The following is a 21,181-nucleotide window of genomic DNA, read 5'->3' as shown; positions in this document are numbered from 1 at the left end:
GGAGGGCCGCAGTCCCTCCGGCGGGAGGGCCGCAGTCCCTCCGGCCGCGAAAATCCAGCCCCGTCAGGCGGTACCGCGGTCCGGCGGGTAATCCCGTAGGTCCGGCCGGGCGATCCGACCTATCCTCGGCCGCATGACTGACACGGGTGGGGACCGGATCGAGGAAGCCGTCGCGAGCTGCGCCACGCTGCTGCGGGCGGCGGCCGGACACGACTGGGACGGGGTACGGGCGGGACGCCTGGAGTGGGACTGCCGGCGGACCGCCGAGCACATCGCCAGTGATCTCATCGCGTACGCCGGACAGTTGGCCGGCCGGGCCACCACGGCCTACGTACCGTTCGAGATCACGATGGAGGACGGCGCGGACAACGCGGGCGTCGTCGACGTGATCGAGACGACCGGCGCCCTGCTCGCCGCCGCCGTCCGCACGACCCCGCGCGAGGTCCGCGCCTTCCACCCGTACCCGTTCCGCAGCGCGAACCGCGAGGGCTTCGCCGCGATGGGGATCGCCGAGGCCCTGCTGCACACATACGACATCGCCGAGGGGCTCGGCCTGCCGTACGAGCCGCCGGCCGAGCTGTGCGCCTGGGTCCTCACCCGGATCTTCCCGCACGTGCGGCCCGAGCCCGACGCCCCGTGGGACACCCTCCTGTGGGCCACCGGGCGCGGCGACCTGCCCGGCCGCGAACCGGTCACCGAGTGGCGCTGGAACAACAACCTGGTGATCGGCACCGAGCGGCTCACCCTCCAGGGAGTCACCCCGGCCGCCGCCGCCGAGCTGCGCGAGGGCGGCACGGGCGGCTTCGAATGGATCGAGGGCGGCCCGTTCCACGGCACCCGGGATGCCGCGGGGATGGTCGCGAGCTCCTACGAGAAGGGGGTGCACCGGCCGGAGTGGGGGATGTTCGTGCTCGTACGGCGCGAGGACGGACGCGCGGTCGGCGCGATCGGCTTCCACGGAGTGCCCGACGACGAGGGGCGCGCCGAGGTGGGCTACGACCTCGCGGAGAACGCCCGCGGCCGGGGCTACGCCACCGAGGCCCTGCGCGCCCTGGCGGAGACCGCCCTCGCCCGCGACGACGTCAAGCTCCTGTTCGCCGCCATCGAGCAGGACAACGCCCCCTCGCAACGGGTCATCGCCCGCGCCGGTTTCACCCGGGCGAGCGAGGAGGTGGAGCGGGCCGCCCACGAACTGCACGACTGGGAGACGTCCTTGAGGCTGTACTCCCGCGAGGCCTGAACGGCCCCGCCCGGTTCACCGCGCGCGCTTGCGGCGGCGCAGCCCAGCGCCGTGCAGCAGCCGTACGACCTCACGGCTGCTGACCTGCACCGCTCCGGCGGCAACCGCGTCGGCGTAGCGGTGCGAGGGGATGTCGTAGTGGTCGCGCTCGAAGGCCCGCGGGGGCGCGCCCAGCTCCTCGGCGAACGCGTGGAGTTCGTCGTAGGAGACGTCGCTGATCAGGTGGGACCAGACACGGCCGTGTCCCGGCCAGGTGGGCGGATCGATGTAGACGGTCACGAGGGCGGGTTCGTGCCGGTCGCCGAGCCGAGCGAGCCGACCGGGGAGATCTTCACGCCGGCCTCGTGGCACACCCAGTGCGGGTCGGGGCCCAGTTCGGGCTCGACGTCCAGGGCGTGCGGGCCGCCGGAGGTGCACACCGGGCACAGCGGCCATCGTCCGTGCCGCTCAAGGAGCGCGTCCTGGACGTCCTGGGCGACAAGCCCGGCGACGAACTCGACGCCGTCCGGCCACTGCTCGACCCACCAGCGGCGCTGCACCACCGAGTCCTCGACCAGGGAGACGACGTCCGCCTCGGCCACCTGGCCCGCTATCAGGTCGGCGAGCACACGGGCGCGTGCCGCGTGCAACGCCTGCTCCAGAGGGCTGAGGGGGGTGCCGGAGGGGTTCATGTCCCTATTGTGCGCACCCTTGACCGTTCACCCCAAAGGAAAATATCTTTCATGGTGTGACCCATGACGTGAAGGAAATTTTCGCGGGTGAGGCACCCCCCGCCCCCGCGGCCCTCGCGGCCAAGGTGCGGACCCTCGCCCCCTCGATGACACGCAGCATGCAGCGGGTCGCCGAGGCCGTCGCCGGTGACCCGGCCGGATGCGCGGCCCTCACGGTCACCGGACTCGCCGAGCTCACCGGCACCAGCGAGGCCACGGTCGTGCGCACGGCCCGCCTCCTCGGCTACCCCGGATACCGGGACCTGCGCCTCGCGCTCGCCGGGCTCGCCGCCCAGCAGCAGTCGGGCCGGGCCCCCGCCGTCACCGCGGACATAGCGGTCGACGACCCGATCGCCGACGTCGTCGCCAAGCTCGCCTACGACGAGCAGCAGACCCTCGCCGACACCGCCGCCGCGCTCGACACCGTCCAGCTCGGCGCGGCCGTCGCCGCCATCGCCGCCGCCCGCCGCGTCGACGTCTACGGCGTCGGCGCCTCCGGGCTGGTCGCCCAGGACCTCCAGCAGAAACTCATGCGGATCGGGGTCATGGCCTTCGCGCACATCGACCCGCACCTCGCGGTGACCAGCGCCGTCCAACTGCGCGCGAAGGACGTGGCGATAGCCGTCACGCACTCCGGCTCCACCGGCGACGTCATCGAACCGCTCCGCGTCGCCTTCGAGCACGGGGCGACGACGGTGGCGGTCACCGGCCGTCCGGGCGGACCGGTCGCGCAGTACGCCGACCACGTCCTGACCACCTCGGCCGCCCGTGAGAGCGAGCTGCGTCCGGCGGCCATGTCGTCGCGGACCAGCCAGCTCCTGGTGGTGGACTGTCTGTTCGTCGGGGTCGCCCAGCGCACCTACGACACGGCGGCACCCGCGCTGTCCGCCTCGTACGAGGCCCTCGCGCACCGCCACTCCCCGCGCGGCGGCCGGTAGCCGCTCCGCACGACCTCATCGGAAAGAGCCGCCTCTCCATGACCTCCATGTCCAACCACGGCGATCTTCGAGCAGAGTTGGAGACGCTGACCACCGAGGCGTTCCGCCCCGAACTGTCGGAGATCGACCGGCTGTCCACGCTGGAGATCGCGCGGATCATGAACGGCGAGGACACGACGGTGCCCGCGGCCGTCGCCGCGCAGCTCACGCGCATCGCCGCCGCGATCGACGGCATCGCGGAACGCATGGCCCGCGGCGGCCGCCTCATCTACGCGGGCGCCGGCACCGCGGGCCGCCTCGGCATCCTGGACGCCTCCGAGTGCCCGCCCACGTTCAACACCGATCCCTCCCGGGTCGTGGGCCTGATCGCGGGCGGCCCCGACGCCGTGGTCACCTCGATCGAGGGCGCCGAGGACTCGCCGGAACTCGCGGTGGCCGACCTGGACGCACTCGCGCTGACGGCCGACGACACCGTGGTCGGGGTCTCCGCCTCGGGCCGCACCCCGTACGCCGTCGGCGCGGTCGAGCACGCCCGCAAACAGGGTGCCCTCACGATCGGCCTGTCGTGCAACGCGGACAGCGCGCTCGCCTCCGCCGCGGATCACGGCATCGAGGTCGTGGTCGGCCCCGAACTGCTCACGGGCTCGACCCGGCTGAAGTCCGGCACCGCGCAGAAGCTCGTCCTGAACATGCTCTCGACGATCACGATGATCCGGCTCGGCAAGACGTACGGGAACCTGATGGTCGACGTCCGGGCCTCGAACGAGAAGCTGCGGGCCCGCTCCCGGCGCATCGTCGAGCTCGCCACCGGGGCCTCCGACGAGGAGATCGAGCACGCGCTCGCCGCGACGGACGGCGAGGTGAAGAACGCCATCCTGACGATCCTCGGCGGAGTCGACGGTCCCACCGCCGCCCGCCTTCTGGAGCAGTCAGGGGGCCATCTGCGCGCCGCGCTGGCGGCTTCGGCCGGCTGACCAGCACGCTCGGGGGGTGAGCATCCCCGACTCCACCACAGCAGCGGCGATCCTCCCCCTCGTGGGCGGTCCCGCGAACGTCCTCACCGTCACCCACTGCATGACCCGGCTCCGGCTGGGTCTGCGGAACCCCGGCCTGATGGACGAGCAGGGCCTGCGGGCCCTGCCGGCCGTCCTCGGCCTCGTCACGCACGACGGCTCCTGCCAGATCGTCCTGGGCCCCGGCACGGTCGCCCGCGTGACGCCCGCGTTCGAGGCCCTGCTGGCGGACGCCCCGCACGACACGGAACCGGCGGCCGGCGCGGAACCGGCCGCCGGCGGACCCACGACCACCGCGGACCGGCTCGCGCTGCGCGGCGCCGAACTGAAGGCCGCCCGCTCCCGGCGCAACGCCACCCCGCTCAAACTGTTCCTGCGGCGGATCGCGGACGTCTTCGTGCCGCTGATCCCGGCCCTGATCGGCTGCGGAGTGATCGCCGGCCTCAACGGCCTGCTGATCAACCTCGGCGTGCTGAGGGGCCTCACCCCCGCGCTGACCGCCATCGCCTCCGGGTTCATGGCGCTGATCGCCGTCTTCGTGGGCCACAACACGGCCAAGGTGTTCGGCGGCACCCCCGTCCTCGGCGGCGCGGTGGCCGCGATCGTCGTGTACGCGGGGGTCGCCAAGGTCACCGTCCTCGGGGTGACGCTCGCCCCCGGCCAGGGCGGCGTCCTGGGCGCCCTGGCCGCCGCCCTGCTCGGGACGTACGTGGAGAAGTGGTGCCGCCGCTGGGTCCCGCCCACCCTGGACGTCCTGATCACCCCCACCCTCACCGTGCTGCTGACCGGACTGGTGACGCTGTACGCGCTGATGTACGCGGCCGGTGAGCTCTCCGCCGCCATCGGCACCGCCGCCGCCTGGCTGCTCTCCACCACCGGCGCCTTCGCCGGGCTCGTCCTCGGCGCCCTGTTCCTCCCCCTGGTGATGCTCGGCCTGCACCAGGCCCTCATCCCCATCCACACCACGCTCATCGAGCAGCAGGGCTACACCGTCCTGCTGCCCGTGCTCGCCATGGCCGGCGCGGGCCAGGTCGGCGCGGCCCTCGCGGTGTACGTCCGGCTGCGCCACGACACCTCGCTCCGCACGACCATCAGATCGGCGCTCCCGGCCGGTCTCCTCGGCGTCGGCGAACCGCTGATCTACGGGGTGTCCCTGCCGCTCGGCCGGCCCTTCGTCACGGCCTGCGCGGGCGGGGCGGCGGGCGGCGCGTTCATCGGCTTCTTCTCGATGCTGGGCGATCATGTCGGCTCGACCGCCATCGGCCCCTCCGGGCTGGCCCTGTTCCCGCTGCTGTCCGGCAACCGGGGCCTCGCCGTCACCGCGGCGATCTACGCGGGCGGTCTGCTGACGGGGTACGCCGTCGGCTTCGCGGCCACGTACTTCCTCGGCCTCGGCGGCATCCGCGGCACCGGTCCCGACGGGGGGCTCGACAGCGGCCGCGACGGCCGGTCACCGGCCCGGCGGGCGGAACAGGCCGCCGTGTAGCCGCGCTGTCGGTGGCGCGTGCGACGCTGGGGGCATGAACCACGCACAGCTGACCGCCCTGGGCCGTGCTCTGCGGCTGCTCGGGGAGCACGGCGACGCCCTGAACGCCGACACCCCCGACGCCAAGCTGCACGAGGTCAAGGCGGACCTGAAGCGGGCCCTGGACCTGCTCGACGAGACGGTGACGACGGCCAAGCCGACCACCCGCTGCTCCGAGCACCCGAACGGCCCCGTGGACGAGAGCGCCCCGGACCGCTGTCTGCTGTGCGAGACCCGCCGCCGCACCGCCCGCCGCACCGAGGTCAACGACGCGTACACGCACGGCCGGGCGCCCGCCCCGGACGAGCTGCCCGACCGCACGATGTCCCGCTACGGGGTGCGCGGCGACCGCCCCCAGCCCCAGCAGCGCTGGCTCCCGGAGGTCTGGAACGGCCAGACGTGGCTCCTGTGCGGCACCCCCCGCCGCGACCGCCAGGAGGCCGAGCGCTTCCTCGCCGCCGAACGCCGGGCCCCCCGCCCCGGCATGGCCTACCGCCTCGTCCACGAGTTCACCGACTACGAAGTGCTGCGTATCTGGGGCACCCCGGTCAAGGTCGACATCGAGCCCATGGGGAATCTCTAGGCAGGCCGGGGCCCGAAAGCGGGCCCCCTCCCCGGGTCAGGGCAGCCGCCCCTCCGCGTTGAGCCGCCGCACCCGGGCCCGCAGCACCTCGCCCGGCGGAGCCTCCCCGAGGGACTCGGGCGGACAGTCCCACTCGATCCCCCCGCCTGGCGGCCGCAGTTGTACGAGACCGCCCTCGCGCCCCATCACCTGGCCGAGCCGTCCGTCCCGCACGTCGATCGCGTACTCCTCGCCGGACGTCATCTCCATACCCACCGATCCCTCCACGCTGAGTGTTCCCTTTCACCACCCAGCGTGACCGGCGTGCCCGTAACCTGGCCAGAGTCGGCGCTCCAACAACCCCACCTGTTGGACGGGAAGTCGCCATGCCCCACCCCAAGGACCTCGACCCCTCCTCCTCCCCGCGCGCCATGATCGGCGCGGAGTTGCGGCACGCCCGCGAGAACGCCGGCCTCAGCCAGTCCGAACTGGGCGAACCGCTCTTCGTCAGCGGTTCCTTCATCGGCCAACTGGAGTCGGGCACCCGCCGCCTCCAGCTCGAATACGCCGTCCGGATAGACGAGATCCTGGGAACCAGGGGCTTCTTCGAGCGCAATTGCAGGGCGCTGGCGAGGTCGAAGTACCCGGATCACTTCGTGGAAGCCGCGGAGGCGGAAGCCTTGGCGGCGGCGATCAGGGAGTATGCGACGCTGCTGATCCCGGGGTTGTTGCAGACCCGGGGGTACGCGGAGGAGATCTTCCGCGCCTACAAGCCGACGGCGCAGGGCGACGAGATCGAGGCTCTGGTGACGGCCCGACTCGAACGCGCTCGCCTCATCGACCATCCAACAACGCCGTTGTTGTGGGTGGTTCTGGACGAAGCCGTACTCCGGCGCCGGGTCGGCGGTCGCGGGGTGATGTCAGCGGCCCTCCTGCGCATCACGGCCCTGGCTCGCCAACACCGGATCATTGCCCAGGTACTGCCGTTCAGTTCCGGAGCCCATGCGTCGATGACCGGCCCTTTGAAGCTGATGGAGTTCGAGGACGCGCCCCCGCTGTCGTTCGTCGAGGGGCCGGACATGGGGAAGCTGATGGACGATCCAGCAACAGTCGCCCGCCACAACCTCACCTTCAACCTCCTCCAGGCCGCGGCCCTTTCACCACCGGACTCGCTGGCCCTGATCGAGTCCGTGGCGCAGGATTACGAGCATGGAGACCAACACCCGTGAGAGCGACCTGACCACCGCCACCTGGCACAAGTCCAGCTACAGCGGGGGCGAGGGCGGGAACTGCCTGGAGGTCGCCGACAGCCGAGGCAACGTCATCCCCGTGCGGGACTCCAAGAACCCCGGCCCGGTGGTCGCCTTCGGCGCCGCAGCCTGGGGTGCCTTCGTCGCGCACCTCTGAAAAAAGGGACGGCACCCGCGTACAGCGGGCGCCGTCCCTCCCCCGTTCCCCCGTTTCCGGGAAGCTGTCAGCTCAGCGAGCCCAGCGCCGCCGCGTCGTACGGCGCGAGCTCGTCGAAGCGGCCGGCCAGGACCTTCGCCGCCCACTCCGGGTCCTGGAGCAGCGCGCGGCCGATGGCGACGAGGTCGAACTCGTCGCGCTCCATGCGGTCGAGGAGGTCGTCGATGCCCTTGACCGGCGAGCCCTCGCCCACGAAGGCCTTGATGAAGTCGCCGTCCAGGCCCACCGAGCCGACGGTGATGGTGGGCTTGCCCGTCAGCTTCTTCGTCCAGCCGGCGAGGTTGAGGTCGGAACCGTCGAACTCGGGCACCCAGTAGCGGCGGGTGGAGGCGTGGAAGGAGTCCACTCCGGCCGCGGCGAGCGGGGCGAGGATCGCCTCCAGCTCCTCCGGGGTCTCCGCGAGGCGGGCGTCGTACGCCTGCTGCTTCCACTGCGAGTAGCGGAAGATGACGGGGAACTCGGGCGAGACGGCCGCGCGCACCGCGGCGACGATCTCCGCCGAGAACTTCGTACGGGCCACCGGGTCGCCGCCGTACGCGTCCTCGCGGCGGTTGGTGCCAGCCCAGTGGAACTGGTCGAGCAGGTAGCCGTGGGCGCCGTGCAGTTCGACCCCGTCGAAGCCGATGCGCTCGGCGTCGGCGGCGGCCTTGGCGAACGCCTCGATGACGTCGTCCAGGTCCTGCTGGGTCATGCTCTTGCCGGTGACCTGCGCGCCCTCCTTGTAGAGGCCGGAGGGGCCGACGGGCGGGGCGTCCGCGAAGGGCGGCTCGCCCGCCTTGCGGACCATGCCGATGTGCCAGAGCTGCGGGACGATCGTGCCGCCCGCCGCGTGCACGGCGTCGGCGACCTTCGTCCATCCGGCGAGCTGGTCCTCGCCGTGGAAGCGCGGCACCGCGTCGCTCTGTCCGGCCGACTCGTGGCCGACGTAGGTGCCCTCGGTGACGATCAGGCCGACGCCCGCGGCGGCACGGCGGGAGTAGTAGCCGACCACGTCCTCTCCCGGTACGCCGCCCGGCGAGAACATCCGGGTCATCGGGGCCATGGCGATCCGGTTCGGGACGCTCAGGCCGTTGATGGAGACGGGGCGGGACAGGATCTCGGCGGCGCGGGACGCGGCGTCAGCGGTCACGTGGGGGCTCCTCGGAGAGGTGGTCGGTATGACGTCGAGCGGTCTGCGAAACAGGAGATTCCGTGCGGTATGTGCACATGCATCAACTGCTCTTCAGCGTCAACCTCCGCACCGGGCGAGGCATTCCGCCGCCCCGGGACTCGTCCCTGTGATCCGGGCCACGTACCGGGGCGGCCCGCCCGAGGAGACGTCCGGCGGCGGGCCGGGAAACGCCCGAGGGCGGCACCCTCCCTCTCGGGAAGGCGCCGCCCTCGGAACGTCAGGACGGTTGATCGACCGGGGTCGATCAGAAGTCCATGTCACCGCCCGGCATGCCGCCGCCGGCCGGGGCCGCGGCCTTCTCCGGCTTGTCGGCGATGACGGCCTCGGTGGTCAGGAACAGCGCGGCGATGGAGGCGGCGTTCTGCAGAGCGGAACGCGTCACCTTCGCCGGGTCGATGATGCCTTCGGCGATCATGTCGACGTACTCACCGGTCGCGGCGTTCAGGCCGTGGCCGACGGGAAGGTTGCGCACCTTCTCGACGATGACACCACCCTCGAGACCACCGTTGACGGCGATCTGCTTGAGCGGGGCCTCCAGGGCCAGACGCACGGCGTTGGCGCCGGTCGCCTCGTCACCCGAGAGCTCGAGCTTCTCGAAGACCGAGGAAGCCTGGAGCAGGGCCACGCCACCACCGGCGACGATGCCCTCCTCGACGGCCGCCTTCGCGTTGCGAACGGCGTCCTCGATGCGGTGCTTGCGCTCCTTGAGCTCGACCTCGGTGGCGGCACCGGCCTTGATGACGGCCACGCCGCCGGCCAGCTTCGCCAGACGCTCCTGGAGCTTCTCGCGGTCGTAGTCCGAGTCCGAGTTCTCGATCTCGGCACGGATCTGGTTCACACGGCCGGCGACCTGGTCGGCGGAGCCGGAGCCGTCGACGATCGTGGTCTCGTCCTTGGTAATGACGACCTTGCGGGCGCGGCCCAGCAGGTCCAGACCCGCGTTCTCCAGCTTGAGGCCGACCTCCTCGGAGATGACCTCGCCGCCCGTGAGGATGGCGATGTCGCCGAGCATGGCCTTGCGGCGGTCACCGAAGCCCGGGGCCTTGACGGCGACGGACTTGAAGGTGCCACGGATCTTGTTCACGACCAGGGTCGACAGGGCCTCGCCCTCGACGTCCTCGGCGATGATCAGCAGCGGCTTGCCCGACTGCATGACCTTCTCCAGGAGCGGGAGCAGGTCCTTCACGTTCGCGATCTTGGAGTTCGCGATCAGGATGTACGGGTCGTCGAGGACGGCCTCCATACGCTCCATGTCGGTGGCGAAGTACGCCGAGATGTAGCCCTTGTCGAAGCGCATACCCTCGGTGAGCTCCAGCTCCAGACCGAAGGTCTGGGACTCCTCGACGGTGATGACGCCTTCCTTGCCGACCTTGTCCATCGCCTCGGCGATGAGCTCGCCGATCTGGGTGTCGGCGGCGGAGATGGAGGCCGTGGAAGCGATCTGCTCCTTGGTCTCGACATCCTTGGCCTGCTCGAGCAGGGCACCGGAGACGGCCTCGACGGCCTTCTCGATACCGCGCTTGAGGGCCATCGGGTTGGCGCCGGCGGCGACGTTGCGCAGGCCCTCGCGGACGAGCGCCTGGGCGAGGACGGTCGCGGTGGTCGTACCGTCACCGGCGACGTCGTCCGTCTTCTTGGCGACTTCCTTGACCAGCTCGGCGCCGATCTTCTCGTACGGGTCCTCGAGCTCGATCTCCTTGGCGATGGAAACACCATCGTTGGTGATCGTGGGCGCGCCCCACTTCTTCTCGAGGACGACGTTACGGCCCTTGGGGCCGAGGGTGACCTTGACGGCGTCGGCGAGCTGGTTCATCCCGCGCTCGAGACCGCGCCGTGCCTCCTCGTCGAACGCGATGATCTTGGCCATGTGAAGTGGTCCTCCCGGACGGGGTGGATTGCTCCGGATCGCGCCCGCGCCCGCGACGGACGGCCCCCGAGCCCTGTGGTTCCTTGCCCCACAGGCCCGCGAGCCTCGCCGGCCCGATCCAAGTTCTGTCACTCTCACTCGGAGAGTGCTAACGCCAATGATTAGCACTCGACCCCGTCGAGTGCAAGGTGCGCTCGCGAAGCGAGCTCGTCGAGGGGTGGCGGTCGGGCGACGGGCGGGAGCAAGGTGCGCTCGCGAAGCGAGCCCCCTGGAAGCCCCCCGGAGACGCACGAGGGGCCCGCATCCCTGGTGGGATGCGGGCCCCTCGTGCGTGAGTTGAGTCGGTGGTCGTTCGCGCCCGATCAGACGGCGAGTTTGACCATGTCCGCCTGCGGACCCTTCTGGCCCTGCGAGATCTCGAACTCCACTCGCTGACCCTCTTCAAGGGTGCGGTAGCCGTCCATCTGAATCGCGCTGTAGTGCACGAAGACGTCCGCACCACCGTCGACCGCGATGAAGCCGTACCCCTTCTCCGCGTTGAACCACTTGACGGTGCCCTGAGCCATGCCTAACTCCCCTATTACTGGCCCTTGCACAGATCCACACTTCGCGGATCCGGGTCAGACCTCACCCCCCAACGGTTGGGGGTGTGCGCCGGAACGCGTCGACCGCGGCTGAATGTATCTGTCCAACTGCCCTCTGCAACAGGTCAATCGGACGAGAATTCTGGGCATGGCCGATCAATGATATGTGGAGAATGCGCAAGGATTCAGGGCAAGTCGGGCCCCGCAAATGCCATAAAATGCCCAAAAAGGTGAGTCACTTTGGCTACTTCTTGTCGCCCGAAGAACGGTCACTCATATGCGTCCGGCATGAAACCAACATCCAAATCGGAGCGACTTCCCCAACTCTAGCGCGTTCAACCCAACAGAATTGCCCCCTCCGTTTGTCTCACGGAGGGGGCAATTATGTGAACGCACTGTGTTCGGCATTACCGAGGGTAACGATCAGCCTCCGGCGACGGCCGGAATGATCGAAACGCCGACACCGTCCGGAGTCGCCGTCTCCAGTCCCTGCTCGAAGCGCACGTCGTCGTCGTTGACGTACACGTTCACGAAGCGACGCAGCTTGCCCTGGTCGTCCAGGACGCGCGCGGCGATGCCCGTGTGGTTCTTCTCCAGGTCGCTGATGACCTCGGCGAGGGTCGCGCCCTCGGCCGTCACCTCGGCGGCACCACCGGTGTAGGTGCGCAGGATGGTGGGGATGCGGACGTTGACGCTCATGATGCGAGGCCAGCCTCTCGGAAGGAGTCGAGGTTCGGGCGGATGGTCGCGGTCAGCCCGGTGTCGGAGGCCACCGCGTCCAGGGTCTTGAGGCCGTCGCCGGTGTTCAGCACGACCGTGGTGAGGGCCGGGTCGAGGAGACCGTTCTCGATGAGCTTGCGGGTGACACCGACGGTCACACCGCCGGCCGTCTCCGCGAAGATGCCCTCGGTGCGCGCGAGCAGCTTGATCGCGTCGACGATCTGCTCGTCGTTCACGTCCTCCACCGCGCCGCCGGTGCGCCGGGCGATGTCGAGCACGTACGGGCCGTCCGCCGGGTTGCCGATGGCGAGCGACTTGGCGATGGTGTCCGGCTTCTGCGGCCGTACGACGTCGTGACCGGCCTTGTAGGCCACGGACACCGGGGAGCAGCCCTCGGCCTGGGCGCCGAAGATCTTGTACGGCTTGTCCTCGACGAGTCCGAGCTTGATCAGCTCCTGGAGCCCCTTGTCGATCTTCGTGAGCTGGGAGCCGGAGGCGATGGGCACGACGAGCTGGTCGGGGAGCTTCCAGCCGAGCTGCTCGCAGATCTCGTACGCCAGGGTCTTGGAGCCCTCGGCGTAGTAGGGCCGCAGGTTGACGTTGACGAAGCCCCAGCCCTCGCCGGCCGGGTCGCCGATCAGCTCGGAGCAGAAACGGTTCACGTCGTCGTAGTTGCCCTGGATGCCGACGAGCTCGCCGCCGTAGACCGCGGCCATGACGACCTTGCCCTGCTCCAGGTCGTGCGGGATGAACACGCAGGAACGGAAGCCGGCGCGGGCCGCCGCGGCGCCCACCGCCCCGGCGAGGTTGCCGGTGGAGGAGCAGGAGAGGGTGGTGAAGCCGAAGACGCGGGCCGCTTCGATGGCCTGGGCGACGACGCGGTCCTTGAAGGAGTGCGTCGGGTTGCCGGAGTCGTCCTTGACGAAGAGCTTCCCGGCGTCGACGCCGAGCTCGCGGGCCAGGTTGTCGGCCTGGACGAGCTTGGTCCAGCCGGGGTTGATGTTCGGCTTGTCCGCCACGTCCGCGGGGACGGGCAGGAGCGGCGCGTAGCGCCAGATGTTCGTGGGTCCCGCTTCGATGCGCTTGCGGAGCTCTTCGGTGTCGTAGGCCGAGAAGTCGTAGGCGATCTCCAGCGGGCCGAAACACTCCTCGCAGGCGAAGACCGGGCCGAGCGGGACGCGGTGTCCGCACTCGCGGCAGGAAAGCGCCGCGGCCGGGCCGAGGTCTACCGCGTCGGCGGAGTTCGTGGTGCTTGCAACTGTCTGCGCAGCCATGGAGGCGAGGCCCTTTCTCCTCATCTTCCTCACGGCGCACTTCGCCGTGAGACGGATTTGGCACCTTCCCTAGCCGGGAGCCTCGCGACGCGATCGACATCGATCGGTACGAGACCGGCTGGAGGGTTGCCGGGGCTTCATCGGGCCGTATCCCTCTGCCCCTCTGGATGAGCGGTATTTGATTGTTGAACTGTTGAACACGATACGCGCCGACGATCCAGGACATGCGATGGTCATGCGCGTTGTTCAAGACTGTAACCGAAGGCCAGGACAGTTGAGATAGTCGTCCGAACCGCGAGACGACGGCAATCGATCTGCCGCTGGCCGCAGCGGGCACGCCGATGAGAGCGTGTGATCAGACAGTGAGGAGCCGCAGACGGTGCTGAGTAAAGTCGAAAGCTGGCTGAGCACACGCTCCTGGTCCGCGACCGACCGCCCGCTCCACAGGATCATGGCAGCCAAGCGTGTCACCGGATCGACGGTGAGTGTCGTGCTGCCCGCACTCAACGAGGAGGAGACGGTCGGCGAGATCGTCGCGATCATCCGCCACGATCTGATGCAGCAGGTGCCCCTCGTCGACGAGATCGTCGTCGTCGACTCCGGTTCGAGCGACCGCACCGCCGCGGTCGCCGCCGCCGCGGGCGCGCGCGTCGTGCACCGCGACGACATCCTCCCGCGGATCCCGGCCGTGCCCGGCAAGGGCGAGGTGCTGTGGCGGTCGCTGCTCGTGACGAGCGGGGACATCGTCTGCTTCGTCGACGCGGACCTCAAGGAGTTCTCGTCCGACTTCGTCTCCGGGATCGTGGGCCCGCTGCTCACCGAACCCGGCGTCGACCTGGTCAAGGCCATGTACGACCGCCCGATGGCCGGCGGCGGCGGGCAGGGCGGCCGGGTCACCGAGCTGATGGCCCGCCCGCTCCTGAACATGCACTGGCCGCAGCTCGCGGGCTTCGTCCAGCCGCTCGGCGGCGAGTACGCGGCCCGCCGCTCGCTGCTCGAACAGCTCCCCTTCCCCGTCGGCTACGGCGTCGAGCTGGGCATGCTCGTCGACGCCCTGCACCTGGTGGGCCTGGACGCCCTCGCCCAGGTCGACGTCGGGGTGCGCAAGCACCGCCACCAGGACGGGCAGGCGCTCGGCCGCATGGCCGCCGCGATCTACCGCACCGCGCAGCTCCGGCTGGCGCGCGGACACCTGATCCGTCCCTCCCTCACCCAGTTCGAGCGCGACCGCGACGGTTTCCGGCCGCGCACGTACTCCGTGGACACGGAGGAAAGGCCGCCGATGAGCGAAATCTCCGAGTACCAGACGCGCAGAGCCGCGTAGTCCGGCGCCGACGGCCGCCGATCGCATACGGCCGAAGGGCGCGTTTGAGCGTTTCGAGACGGGGCTAGGTTTCGAGGCATGGCTTCAACGCACGGTGCCCACAGGATTCTGGTCGCCTCCAACCGCGGCCCGGTCACCTACGAGGTACGGGAGGACGACTCGCTGCACGCCAGACGTGGCGGCGGCGGCCTCGTCTCCGGACTCTCGGCGATCGGGCCGGACGCGGGCGCCCTCTGGGTCTGCTCCGCCCTCGGGGTCGGCGACCGGGAGGCCGTGCGGCGCGGGGTCCACGAGGACGGCGTACGGATGCTGGCCATCGACGCCGACACGCACGCCGCCGCCTACAACGGCATCGCCAACTCCGTGCTGTGGTTCGTGCACCACCTGCTCTACCAGACCCCGCTGGAGCCGGTCTTCGACGCGGAGTTCCGGCGCCAGTGGGAGTCGTACCGGGCCTACAACCGCGCCTTCGCCGAGGCGCTGGCCGAGGAGGCGGCCGAGGGCGCGGCCGTGCTGGTCCAGGACTACCACCTCTGCCTGGTGCCCGGGATGCTCCGCGAACTGCGCCCCGACCTGCGCATCGGTCACTTCTCCCACACCCCGTGGGCGCCCGAGGACTACTTCCGGATGCTCCCCGACGACATCCGCGCGGAGCTGATGGCGGGCATGCTCGGCGCGGACCGGGTCGCCTTCCTGACCTGGCGGTGGGCCACCGCGTTCACGCGCTGCGCGGAGGCGACCGAACCCGGCCGCTACCGCGCCGGCTCGCCCTCGGGCGGCACCCCCCGCACGATCGAGCACCTGGACGGCGCCCGGCCGCCGGTGCGCGAGACCCGGGTCGGCGTGCACGGCCTCGGCGCGGACGCCGAGTTCCTGCGCGAGCGTTCGCACCGCGCGGACGTCGGGGAACGGATGGCCGCGCTGCGCGAGGAGATCGGCGCGGACCGCAGGACGATCGTGCGCGTCGACCGGACCGAGCTGTCCAAGAACATCGTGCGGGGGCTGCTGGCGTACCGGCAGCTCCTCGACGACCACCCGGAGTGGCGCGAGCGGGTCGTCCACGTGGCGTTCGCCTACCCGTCGCGGCAGGACCTCGCCGTCTACCGGGACTACACGGCCGAGGTGCAGCGGCTCGCCGACGAGATCAACGCGCACTACGGAACGCCCGGCTGGACCCCGGTGGTGCTGCACGTGAAGGACGACTTCGCGCGCTCGCTCGCCGCCTACCGGCTCGCCGACGTCGCTCTCGTCAACCCCATCAGGGACGGCATGAACCTCGTCGCCAAGGAGATCCCGGTCGTCTCCGACGAGGGCTGTGCGCTGGTCCTGTCCCGGGAGGCCGGAGCGTACGAGGAACTGGGCGAGGACGCGATCTCCGTGAACCCGTACGACATCACCGGGACGGCGCGGGCGCTGTACGAGGCGCTCACCATGCAGCCGGGCGAACGCGCCGAACGCACCAAACGCCTGACCGCCGCGGCCACCGCCCTTCCCCCGGCCCAGTGGTTCCTGGACCAACTCCACGCGCTGGAGAGCTGAGGAGGGGCGGGCGGCGGTCGGGGTTCCTGTCCGCCGGATCCCGGCTGCGGGTCCAGGGTCCAGACGGTTCCAGCCCCGGCCGGCGAAAGTTCAGCCCCTCCGGCGATTGAGGAGCGGGGTCTGGGGCGGAGCCCCAGGTACGGGAAGGGTAGGGGCGGAGGGGGCGAGAACCGGCTTGTGGCCCGCCCGCCCCGCCCGCCCCGCGCGGGGGTCGCCGGCCGGGTCAGTCGAGCGCGGCCGCCAGCGCGGCGAGGATCCGGACGACCCCGGCGGGCCCGTCGACCACCAGGTCGGCGCGTTCGGCCAGCTCGGCGACCTCGGAGCTGCCGCTGCACACCAGCAGCCCGGGAACCCCGTCGGAGCGCAGCTTGTCGACGGCGCCGAACGCGGGCAGATCCCCCAGATCGTCCCCGGCGTACAGAACGGCCTCGGCACCGACCTCACGGACGTACTCCAGCAGGGCGACCCCCTTGTCCATGCCGGGCGGACGCAGCTCCAGGACCATGCGCCCCGGTTCGACGATCAGCCCGTGCCGCGCGGCGAGCTCGCCCAACGGCTCCCGCAACGCCTCGAACGCGGCCTGCGGATCGGCGGCCCGGCGCGTGTGCACGGCGACCGCGCGGCCCTTCTCCTCGATCCAGGTGCCCTGCCAGGCACCGATCGCGTCGAGGAACCCCGGCAGTTCGGCCCGGACGGCCGCGACGCCCGGGTGCGGAGCGGGCGCGGTGACCGTGCCGCTGACCGCGTCCCAGCGCTCGGCGCCGTAGTGACCGAGGACGACCAGGTGCTCCAGCCCCGGCACGCCGGCGAAGCCTCCGTGGCGCACGGCGACACCGGCCGGGCGGCCGGTGACGACGGCGACGGAGGCGACCTTGGGGGCGAGGGCGGCGAGCGCCGGGACCGCGTCGGGGTGGGCGCGGGCCCGGTCGGGGTCGGGGACGATGGGGGCGAGTGTTCCGTCGAAGTCGAGTGCGACGACCGTCCGGGCGGGACGCGTGAGGATCGCTTCCAGAGCGTCGCGCCCGGCGGGGGTCACCGGAGTCGGCAAGGAGTCCTTGGATTCGGGGTGGCTGCCCATGGGGCGACCCTATCCGGGCGACGCCGGACGCACCCCCCGCTCCTCGGACGCCGGAGGGGCCGGATCCTGCCCGTGCTCAGCGTTCGTCGCGGCGGGACTCGCGGACACGGCGGAGCCGGTTCACCGTGACAGGGTCGTGCGCGAGGGCTCGCGGGTCGTTCAGCAGCGCGTTCAGGAGCTGGTAGTAGCGGACCGGGGCCAGGCCCAGTTGTTCGCGTATGGCGCGCTCCTTGGCGCCGGGGCCGGGGAAGCCGCGGCGCTCCAGGGCGAGGATGCTCCGTTCGCGCGCGGGCAGCTCTTCCATGGACAGCACGGTAGTCCCCGGCACCGACAGACGCCGGGCCCGGGCCCGCCAGGGGCCCGCCAGGGGACCGGCAGGGGACCGGCAGGGCCCCGCTCATGTCTCGGAATGCGGATACAAGGTCTCCATCCCGTGAGTGGACTAGACCTTTCCAGGGGTAAAGCGCGACACTGTCCCCCGTGAGACACGTCATCGCCCTCGATGTGGGCGGCACCGGGATGAAGGCCGCCCTCGTCGGGGTGGACGCCGAGCCCTCCCCGGACCGCCCCGACGCGCCGCGGCCGCAGGCCTCCGGGCACCCCGCGCTGCTGCACCAGGCCCGCCGGGCGACCGGCCGTGAGCGCGGGCCCGACGCCGTCGTCGAGGACATCCTCGACTTCGCCGCCGAACTGCGCGCCTACGGCGAGGAGAACTTCGGCGAGAGCGCGCTGGCCGCCGGCGTCGCCGTCCCCGGCATCGTGGACGCGCGGAATGGCATCGCGGTCTACGCCGCCAACCTCGGCTGGCGCGACGTCCCGCTGCGCCGGCTGCTCGCCGAACGGCTCGGCGGAGTACCCGTCGCGCTCGGGCACGACGTGCGCACCGGCGGCCTCGCGGAGGGCCGGATCGGCGCCGGACGGGGAGCGGACCGCTTCCTGTTCGTCCCGCTGGGCACCGGCATCGCGGGCGCCATCGGCATCAACGGCGGCGTCGAGGAAGGCGCGCACGGCTTCGCGGGCGAGATCGGCCACATCGTCGTACGGCCCGGCGGGGCCCCGTGCCCGTGCGGGCAGCGCGGCTGTCTGGAGCGGTTCGCCTCCGCGGCGGCCGTCAGCCAGGCCTGGGCCGAGGCGTCGGGCGACCCCACCGCGGACGCGGCGGACTGCGCCAAGGCCGTCGAGTCGGGCGACCCGAGGGCGCTGGCCGTGTGGCAGGAGGCCGTCGACGCGCTCGCCGACGGCCTGGTCACCGCGCTCACCCTCCTGGACCCGCGCACCCTGATCATCGGTGGCGGGCTCGCGGAGGCGGGGGAAACCTTGTTCACACCCCTGCGGGCCGCGGTCGAACGCCGTGTCACCTTCCAGAAACTGCCGTCCATCGTCCCCGCCGCCCTCGGGGACACCGCCGGATGCCTCGGTGCCGGGCTCCTCGCCCGGGACCTCCTGAACACCACTTCTACGACTCCCCGGAGGTAACCACCCGATGGCTCCTAGCAAGGTTCTCGCCGGCGCCCGGGTGGTGCTGCCCACCGGGATCGTGCACGACGGCCGCGTGATCGTCGACGGTTCGCGGATCGCCGCCGCGGGTGCCTCCGAGACGCGGCCCGGCGGAGTCCACGCGGCAGCGCCCGCGGACGCGACCGTGACCGACCTGTCCGGCCACTGGGTGGTCCCCGGCTTCGTCGACCTCCACAACCACGGCGGCGGCGGCGCGTCCTTCACCTCGGGAACGGCCGAGGACGTCCTGCGGGGCATCCACACCCACCGGCTGCACGGCACCACGACCGTCGTCGCCTCGACCGTCACCGGCGACATGCACGGCCTCGCCGAACGCGCCGGGATGCTCTCCGAACTGGCCGAGCAGGGCGACATCGCCGGCATCCACTTCGAGGGCCCGTTCATCTCGCCGTGCCGCAAGGGCGCGCACTCCGAGGAACTGCTGCGCGACCCGGACCCGGCGGAGGTCCGCAAGCTGATCGACGCGGCGCGCGGCCGGGCCAGCATGGTCACGCTCGCCCCCGAACTGCCGGGCGGCCTCGACTCCGTACGGCTGCTCGCCGAGCACGGGGTGATCGCCGCGATCGGGCACACCGACGCCTCGTACGAGCAGACGAAGGCGGCCATCGACGCCGGCGCGACCGTGGCGACCCACCTGTTCAACGCGATGCCGGCGCTCGGGCACCGCGCGCCGGGCCCCATCGCCGCCCTCCTGGAGGACGAGCGGATCACCGTCGAGCTGATCAACGACGGCACGCATCTGCACCCCGCCTCGCTGGAGCTGGCGTTCCATCACGCGGGTCCCGGCCGGGTCGCGTTCATCACCGACGCGATGGACGCCGCCGGCTTCGGCGACGGCCGCTACATGCTCGGCCCGCTGGAGGTCGAGGTCGCGGACGGCGTCGCCCGCCTCGTGGAGGGCGGTTCGATCGCCGGCTCCACCCTCACCCTCGACCGCGCCTTCCAGCGCGCCGTCACGGTCGACCGGCTGCCGGTCGAGGACGTCGTGACGGCCCTCTCCGTCAACCCCGCCCGCCTGCTGGGCCGGTACGACCGGGTGGGCTCCCTGGAGCCGGGCAAGGACGCGGACCTCGTGGTCCTCGACGCCGACTTCGCGCTCAAGGGCGTCATGCGCGGCGGTGAATGGGTGGTCGATCCCCAACTGGGGTGATTCATACCTTTGTTGCTTACGGCGGTTGGCCCGGGGGGACTGGGCCGACCGCCGTTGTGTTTGGCATGATCGAGCCTCCGGAAACACCGGCGGGCGTCCGAACGGCGCCCACGTCACAGAACTCTTCGGGGGAGGTCGGCCCAGGTGATCCTCACGGTCACACTGAACACCGCTCTCGACATCACCTATCGCGTGCGGTCCCTGCGCCCGCACGGCTCGCACCGGGTGAGCGAGGTGACCGAACGCCCCGGCGGCAAGGGCCTGAACGTGGGGCGCGTGCTGGCCGCGCTCGGGCACGAGGTGACGGTCACCGGGTTCGCCGGCGGTGCCACCGGCCGCATCGTGCGGGACCAACTGGCCGAGTCGGCCGGGGTGGTGGACGCGCTCGTCCCGGTGGAGGGAGCGACGCGCCGCACGATAGCCGTGGTCGACACGACGACCGGTGACACCACCCAGCTCAACGAACCGGGCCCGGCGATAACCCCCGCCGAATGGTCGGCCTTCCAGGAGACGTACGAGCGTCTGCTGCGCTCCGCCTCGGCGGTGGCCCTGTGCGGCAGCCTGCCCCCGGGCGTCCCGGTCGGCGCCTACGCCCAACTCGTACGCACCGCGCGCGCGTCGGCCGTCCCGGTACTGCTGGACACCAGCGGGGAGCCGCTGCGGCGCGGGGTCGCCGCGCGGCCGGACCTCGTCAAGCCGAACGCCGAGGAACTGGCGGAACTCACCGGTTCCCACGAACCGTCGCGCGCCACCCAGGACGCCAGGCGGCGCGGGGCCCGGGCGGTCGTCGCCTCGCTGGGTCCGCACGGCCTGCTGGCCGTCGCCCCGGAGGGCTGCTGGCGCGCCGTCCCGCCCGCCCGGGAACACGGCAACCCGACCGGCGCGGGCGACTCCGCGGTGGCCGGACTGCTCTCCGGCCTGGTGGAACAACTCCCCTGGCCGGACCGCCTCACCCGCGCCGTGGCCCTGTCGGCGGCCACCGTGAGGGCGTCCGCGGCAGGCGAGTTCGACCGGGGGACGTACGAGGCGTTGCGGAAGCGAGTAGCAGTGACCTGCGAGAGCTCGGCAGCCTGAAACCGGCCAATCACGGCCAACAGCCGTGCGTACGCACCATCTTCAGAACATATGATCGCCAGCGACCAAAGATCTGGATTTCGCTGGGGGAACACATGCGCAAATCACCGACTGTCAAGCGACTCGCGGCTCTCGGCCTGGCCTCGACGGGACTCCTCTTCTCCATGAGCTCCGCGGCGTCGGCCGATCAGGCGGGAGTCTGGATGAAGGACGGCCACAACTTCACCGTCCGAAGCACCACCAGTACCTCGTCGAGGGTCGTTCACACGGTTACCGATCCTCATTACAGGGTTCCGTGCACCACGACCCCGTGCACGCGGGAGAACGACGGCGGCTCGTACAGGTGCTGGAACGGGGGCCCGTCCGGCAATGACTGGGTCAAGGTGAAGATCGACGGTACGACGGGCTGGGTGGCCGTCCTCTGCGT

Annotated in this window: 22 protein-coding genes and 1 riboswitch; of the genes, 12 read left to right on the top strand and 10 right to left on the bottom strand. The window is 71.3% G+C overall.

The features are described from left to right. Positions 1-133: 133 nt before the first annotated feature. Positions 134-1,240, top strand: a complete 1,107-nt coding sequence (locus ACZ4TO_RS26415; RefSeq protein WP_468025376.1) for a GNAT family N-acetyltransferase — start codon at positions 134-136, stop codon at positions 1,238-1,240. Between the two features lie 15 nt (positions 1,241-1,255). Here the strand turns inward: ACZ4TO_RS26415 and ACZ4TO_RS26410 are convergent, their stop codons facing one another. Both ACZ4TO_RS26410 and ACZ4TO_RS26405 read right to left on the bottom strand, forming a co-directional pair. Then, complete coding sequence (locus ACZ4TO_RS26410) at positions 1,256-1,519, bottom strand: DUF4031 domain-containing protein (RefSeq protein ID WP_385042370.1); 264 nt, start codon at positions 1,517-1,519, stop codon at positions 1,256-1,258. Further along, the gene (locus ACZ4TO_RS26405; RefSeq protein WP_382792648.1) at positions 1,516-1,911 is read right to left on the bottom strand and encodes a hypothetical protein; all 396 of its coding nucleotides are present in this window, start codon (positions 1,909-1,911) and stop codon (positions 1,516-1,518) included. The genes ACZ4TO_RS26410 and ACZ4TO_RS26405 overlap by 4 nt, the downstream gene beginning before the upstream one ends. Positions 1,912-1,967: 56 nt before the next feature. Here ACZ4TO_RS26405 and ACZ4TO_RS26400 point away from each other — a divergent pair, with 56 nt between their 5' ends. The 4 genes from ACZ4TO_RS26400 to ACZ4TO_RS26385 are packed head-to-tail and all read left to right on the top strand — an operon-like array spanning position 1,968 to position 6,009. Further along, positions 1,968-2,888 (top strand): MurR/RpiR family transcriptional regulator, encoded by a 921-nt coding sequence (locus tag ACZ4TO_RS26400; protein WP_382792646.1) that lies wholly within the window; start codon positions 1,968-1,970, stop codon positions 2,886-2,888. Positions 2,889-2,926: 38 nt separating this feature from the next. Then, entirely contained in the window at positions 2,927-3,862 is a 936-nt protein-coding gene (gene murQ / locus ACZ4TO_RS26395; protein ID WP_468025375.1) for an N-acetylmuramic acid 6-phosphate etherase, read from the top strand. Positions 3,863-3,878: 16 nt separating this feature from the next. Next, on the top strand, positions 3,879-5,387 hold the full coding sequence (locus ACZ4TO_RS26390) for a PTS transporter subunit EIIC (RefSeq protein WP_468025374.1): 1,509 nt from the start codon (positions 3,879-3,881) through the stop codon (positions 5,385-5,387). A 34-nt stretch (positions 5,388-5,421) separates the two neighbouring features. After that, positions 5,422-6,009 carry a hypothetical protein gene (locus tag ACZ4TO_RS26385; protein WP_355766795.1) on the top strand — a complete coding sequence of 196 codons (588 nt, stop codon included), beginning with the start codon at positions 5,422-5,424 and terminating at the stop codon, positions 6,007-6,009. Positions 6,010-6,045: 36 nt separating this feature from the next. Here ACZ4TO_RS26385 and ACZ4TO_RS26380 read toward each other — a convergent pair whose 3' ends face one another. Continuing rightward, positions 6,046-6,252, bottom strand: coding sequence for a hypothetical protein (locus ACZ4TO_RS26380; protein ID WP_385042486.1), 207 nt, complete (start codon positions 6,250-6,252; stop codon positions 6,046-6,048). A 122-nt stretch (positions 6,253-6,374) separates the two neighbouring features. Here ACZ4TO_RS26380 and ACZ4TO_RS26375 point away from each other — a divergent pair, with 122 nt between their 5' ends. Both ACZ4TO_RS26375 and ACZ4TO_RS26370 read left to right on the top strand, forming a co-directional pair. Continuing rightward, positions 6,375-7,217: a helix-turn-helix domain-containing protein gene (locus ACZ4TO_RS26375; RefSeq protein ID WP_385042367.1), complete on the top strand. Its 843-nt coding sequence runs from the start codon at positions 6,375-6,377 to the stop codon at positions 7,215-7,217. Continuing rightward, entirely contained in the window at positions 7,198-7,395 is a 198-nt protein-coding gene (locus ACZ4TO_RS26370) for a DUF397 domain-containing protein (protein ID WP_468025373.1), read from the top strand. The genes ACZ4TO_RS26375 and ACZ4TO_RS26370 overlap by 20 nt, the downstream gene beginning before the upstream one ends. Positions 7,396-7,462: 67 nt before the next feature. On the opposite strand, the gene ACZ4TO_RS26365 is transcribed toward ACZ4TO_RS26370, so the two are convergent. The 5 genes from ACZ4TO_RS26365 to thrC all read right to left on the bottom strand — a co-directional run bounded on the left by ACZ4TO_RS26365 (position 7,463) and on the right by thrC (position 13,071). Further along, positions 7,463-8,584, bottom strand: coding sequence for an NADH:flavin oxidoreductase (locus ACZ4TO_RS26365; RefSeq protein ID WP_468025372.1), 1,122 nt, complete (start codon positions 8,582-8,584; stop codon positions 7,463-7,465). A gap of 286 nt (positions 8,585-8,870) precedes the next feature. Next, positions 8,871-10,493: a chaperonin GroEL gene (gene groL / locus ACZ4TO_RS26360; RefSeq protein WP_103550993.1), complete on the bottom strand. Its 1,623-nt coding sequence runs from the start codon at positions 10,491-10,493 to the stop codon at positions 8,871-8,873. Positions 10,494-10,855: 362 nt separating this feature from the next. Continuing rightward, a complete protein-coding gene (locus tag ACZ4TO_RS26355) occupies positions 10,856-11,059 on the bottom strand; it encodes a cold-shock protein (RefSeq protein ID WP_005315736.1) in 204 nt (67 codons plus the stop codon). A 441-nt stretch (positions 11,060-11,500) separates the two neighbouring features. After that, positions 11,501-11,776 carry a MoaD/ThiS family protein gene (locus ACZ4TO_RS26350; protein WP_355766811.1) on the bottom strand — a complete coding sequence of 92 codons (276 nt, stop codon included), beginning with the start codon at positions 11,774-11,776 and terminating at the stop codon, positions 11,501-11,503. Then, positions 11,773-13,071, bottom strand: a complete 1,299-nt coding sequence (gene thrC / locus ACZ4TO_RS26345; protein WP_468025371.1) for a threonine synthase — start codon at positions 13,069-13,071, stop codon at positions 11,773-11,775. Before thrC ends, ACZ4TO_RS26350 begins: the two co-directional genes overlap by 4 nt. A gap of 17 nt (positions 13,072-13,088) precedes the next feature. Further along, positions 13,089-13,245, bottom strand: a riboswitch (SAM riboswitch). Positions 13,246-13,450: 205 nt separating this feature from the next. Between thrC and ACZ4TO_RS26340 the strand changes: the two genes are divergently transcribed. Continuing rightward, positions 13,451-14,395: a glucosyl-3-phosphoglycerate synthase gene (locus ACZ4TO_RS26340; RefSeq protein WP_468025370.1), complete on the top strand. Its 945-nt coding sequence runs from the start codon at positions 13,451-13,453 to the stop codon at positions 14,393-14,395. Between the two features lie 78 nt (positions 14,396-14,473). After that, positions 14,474-15,934, top strand: a complete 1,461-nt coding sequence (locus tag ACZ4TO_RS26335) for an alpha,alpha-trehalose-phosphate synthase (UDP-forming) (RefSeq protein WP_468025369.1) — start codon at positions 14,474-14,476, stop codon at positions 15,932-15,934. Positions 15,935-16,157: 223 nt separating this feature from the next. Here ACZ4TO_RS26335 and otsB read toward each other — a convergent pair whose 3' ends face one another. Beyond that, positions 16,158-17,012: a trehalose-phosphatase gene (gene otsB / locus ACZ4TO_RS26330; protein WP_382792623.1), complete on the bottom strand. Its 855-nt coding sequence runs from the start codon at positions 17,010-17,012 to the stop codon at positions 16,158-16,160. Positions 17,013-17,088: 76 nt separating this feature from the next. Continuing rightward, positions 17,089-17,316, bottom strand: a complete 228-nt coding sequence (locus ACZ4TO_RS26325; RefSeq protein ID WP_261701885.1) for a DUF3263 domain-containing protein — start codon at positions 17,314-17,316, stop codon at positions 17,089-17,091. Between the two features lie 176 nt (positions 17,317-17,492). Between ACZ4TO_RS26325 and ACZ4TO_RS26320 the strand changes: the two genes are divergently transcribed. The 3 genes from ACZ4TO_RS26320 to ACZ4TO_RS26310 all read left to right on the top strand — a co-directional run bounded on the left by ACZ4TO_RS26320 (position 17,493) and on the right by ACZ4TO_RS26310 (position 20,754). After that, on the top strand, positions 17,493-18,488 hold the full coding sequence (locus tag ACZ4TO_RS26320; RefSeq protein ID WP_382792620.1) for an ROK family protein: 996 nt from the start codon (positions 17,493-17,495) through the stop codon (positions 18,486-18,488). A 7-nt stretch (positions 18,489-18,495) separates the two neighbouring features. After that, positions 18,496-19,680 carry an N-acetylglucosamine-6-phosphate deacetylase gene (gene nagA / locus ACZ4TO_RS26315; protein ID WP_382792617.1) on the top strand — a complete coding sequence of 395 codons (1,185 nt, stop codon included), beginning with the start codon at positions 18,496-18,498 and terminating at the stop codon, positions 19,678-19,680. Between the two features lie 144 nt (positions 19,681-19,824). Beyond that, positions 19,825-20,754 (top strand): 1-phosphofructokinase family hexose kinase, encoded by a 930-nt coding sequence (locus tag ACZ4TO_RS26310; protein WP_468025368.1) that lies wholly within the window; start codon positions 19,825-19,827, stop codon positions 20,752-20,754. Positions 20,755-21,181 lie beyond the last annotated feature (427 nt).

It is taken from the genome of Streptomyces sp. NPDC028298, from assembly GCF_055565895.1.
The sequence above is the reverse complement of the archived record's forward strand: the minus strand, read 5'-3'. Positions and strand labels throughout refer to the sequence as shown.

Excerpts from the sequence above, each read along its gene's own strand:
- thrC (WP_468025371.1), bottom strand. The coding sequence starts at position 13,071 with ATGGCTGCGCAGACAGTTGCAAGCACCACGAACTCCGCCGACGCGGTA.
- ACZ4TO_RS26380 (WP_385042486.1), bottom strand. The coding sequence starts at position 6,252 with ATGACGTCCGGCGAGGAGTACGCGATCGACGTGCGGGACGGACGGCTC.
- otsB (WP_382792623.1), bottom strand. The coding sequence starts at position 17,012 with ATGGGCAGCCACCCCGAATCCAAGGACTCCTTGCCGACTCCGGTGACC.
- nagA (WP_382792617.1), top strand. The coding sequence starts at position 18,496 with ATGGCTCCTAGCAAGGTTCTCGCCGGCGCCCGGGTGGTGCTGCCCACC.
- murQ (WP_468025375.1), top strand. The coding sequence starts at position 2,927 with ATGACCTCCATGTCCAACCACGGCGATCTTCGAGCAGAGTTGGAGACG.
- ACZ4TO_RS26385 (WP_355766795.1), top strand. The coding sequence starts at position 5,422 with ATGAACCACGCACAGCTGACCGCCCTGGGCCGTGCTCTGCGGCTGCTC.
- ACZ4TO_RS26355 (WP_005315736.1), bottom strand. The coding sequence starts at position 11,059 with ATGGCTCAGGGCACCGTCAAGTGGTTCAACGCGGAGAAGGGGTACGGC.
- ACZ4TO_RS26350 (WP_355766811.1), bottom strand. The coding sequence starts at position 11,776 with ATGAGCGTCAACGTCCGCATCCCCACCATCCTGCGCACCTACACCGGT.
- ACZ4TO_RS26370 (WP_468025373.1), top strand. The coding sequence starts at position 7,198 with ATGGAGACCAACACCCGTGAGAGCGACCTGACCACCGCCACCTGGCAC.
- ACZ4TO_RS26325 (WP_261701885.1), bottom strand. The coding sequence starts at position 17,316 with ATGGAAGAGCTGCCCGCGCGCGAACGGAGCATCCTCGCCCTGGAGCGC.
- ACZ4TO_RS26415 (WP_468025376.1), top strand. The coding sequence starts at position 134 with ATGACTGACACGGGTGGGGACCGGATCGAGGAAGCCGTCGCGAGCTGC.
- ACZ4TO_RS26405 (WP_382792648.1), bottom strand. The coding sequence starts at position 1,911 with ATGAACCCCTCCGGCACCCCCCTCAGCCCTCTGGAGCAGGCGTTGCAC.
- ACZ4TO_RS26375 (WP_385042367.1), top strand. The coding sequence starts at position 6,375 with ATGCCCCACCCCAAGGACCTCGACCCCTCCTCCTCCCCGCGCGCCATG.
- groL (WP_103550993.1), bottom strand. The coding sequence starts at position 10,493 with ATGGCCAAGATCATCGCGTTCGACGAGGAGGCACGGCGCGGTCTCGAG.
- ACZ4TO_RS26335 (WP_468025369.1), top strand. The coding sequence starts at position 14,474 with ATGGCTTCAACGCACGGTGCCCACAGGATTCTGGTCGCCTCCAACCGC.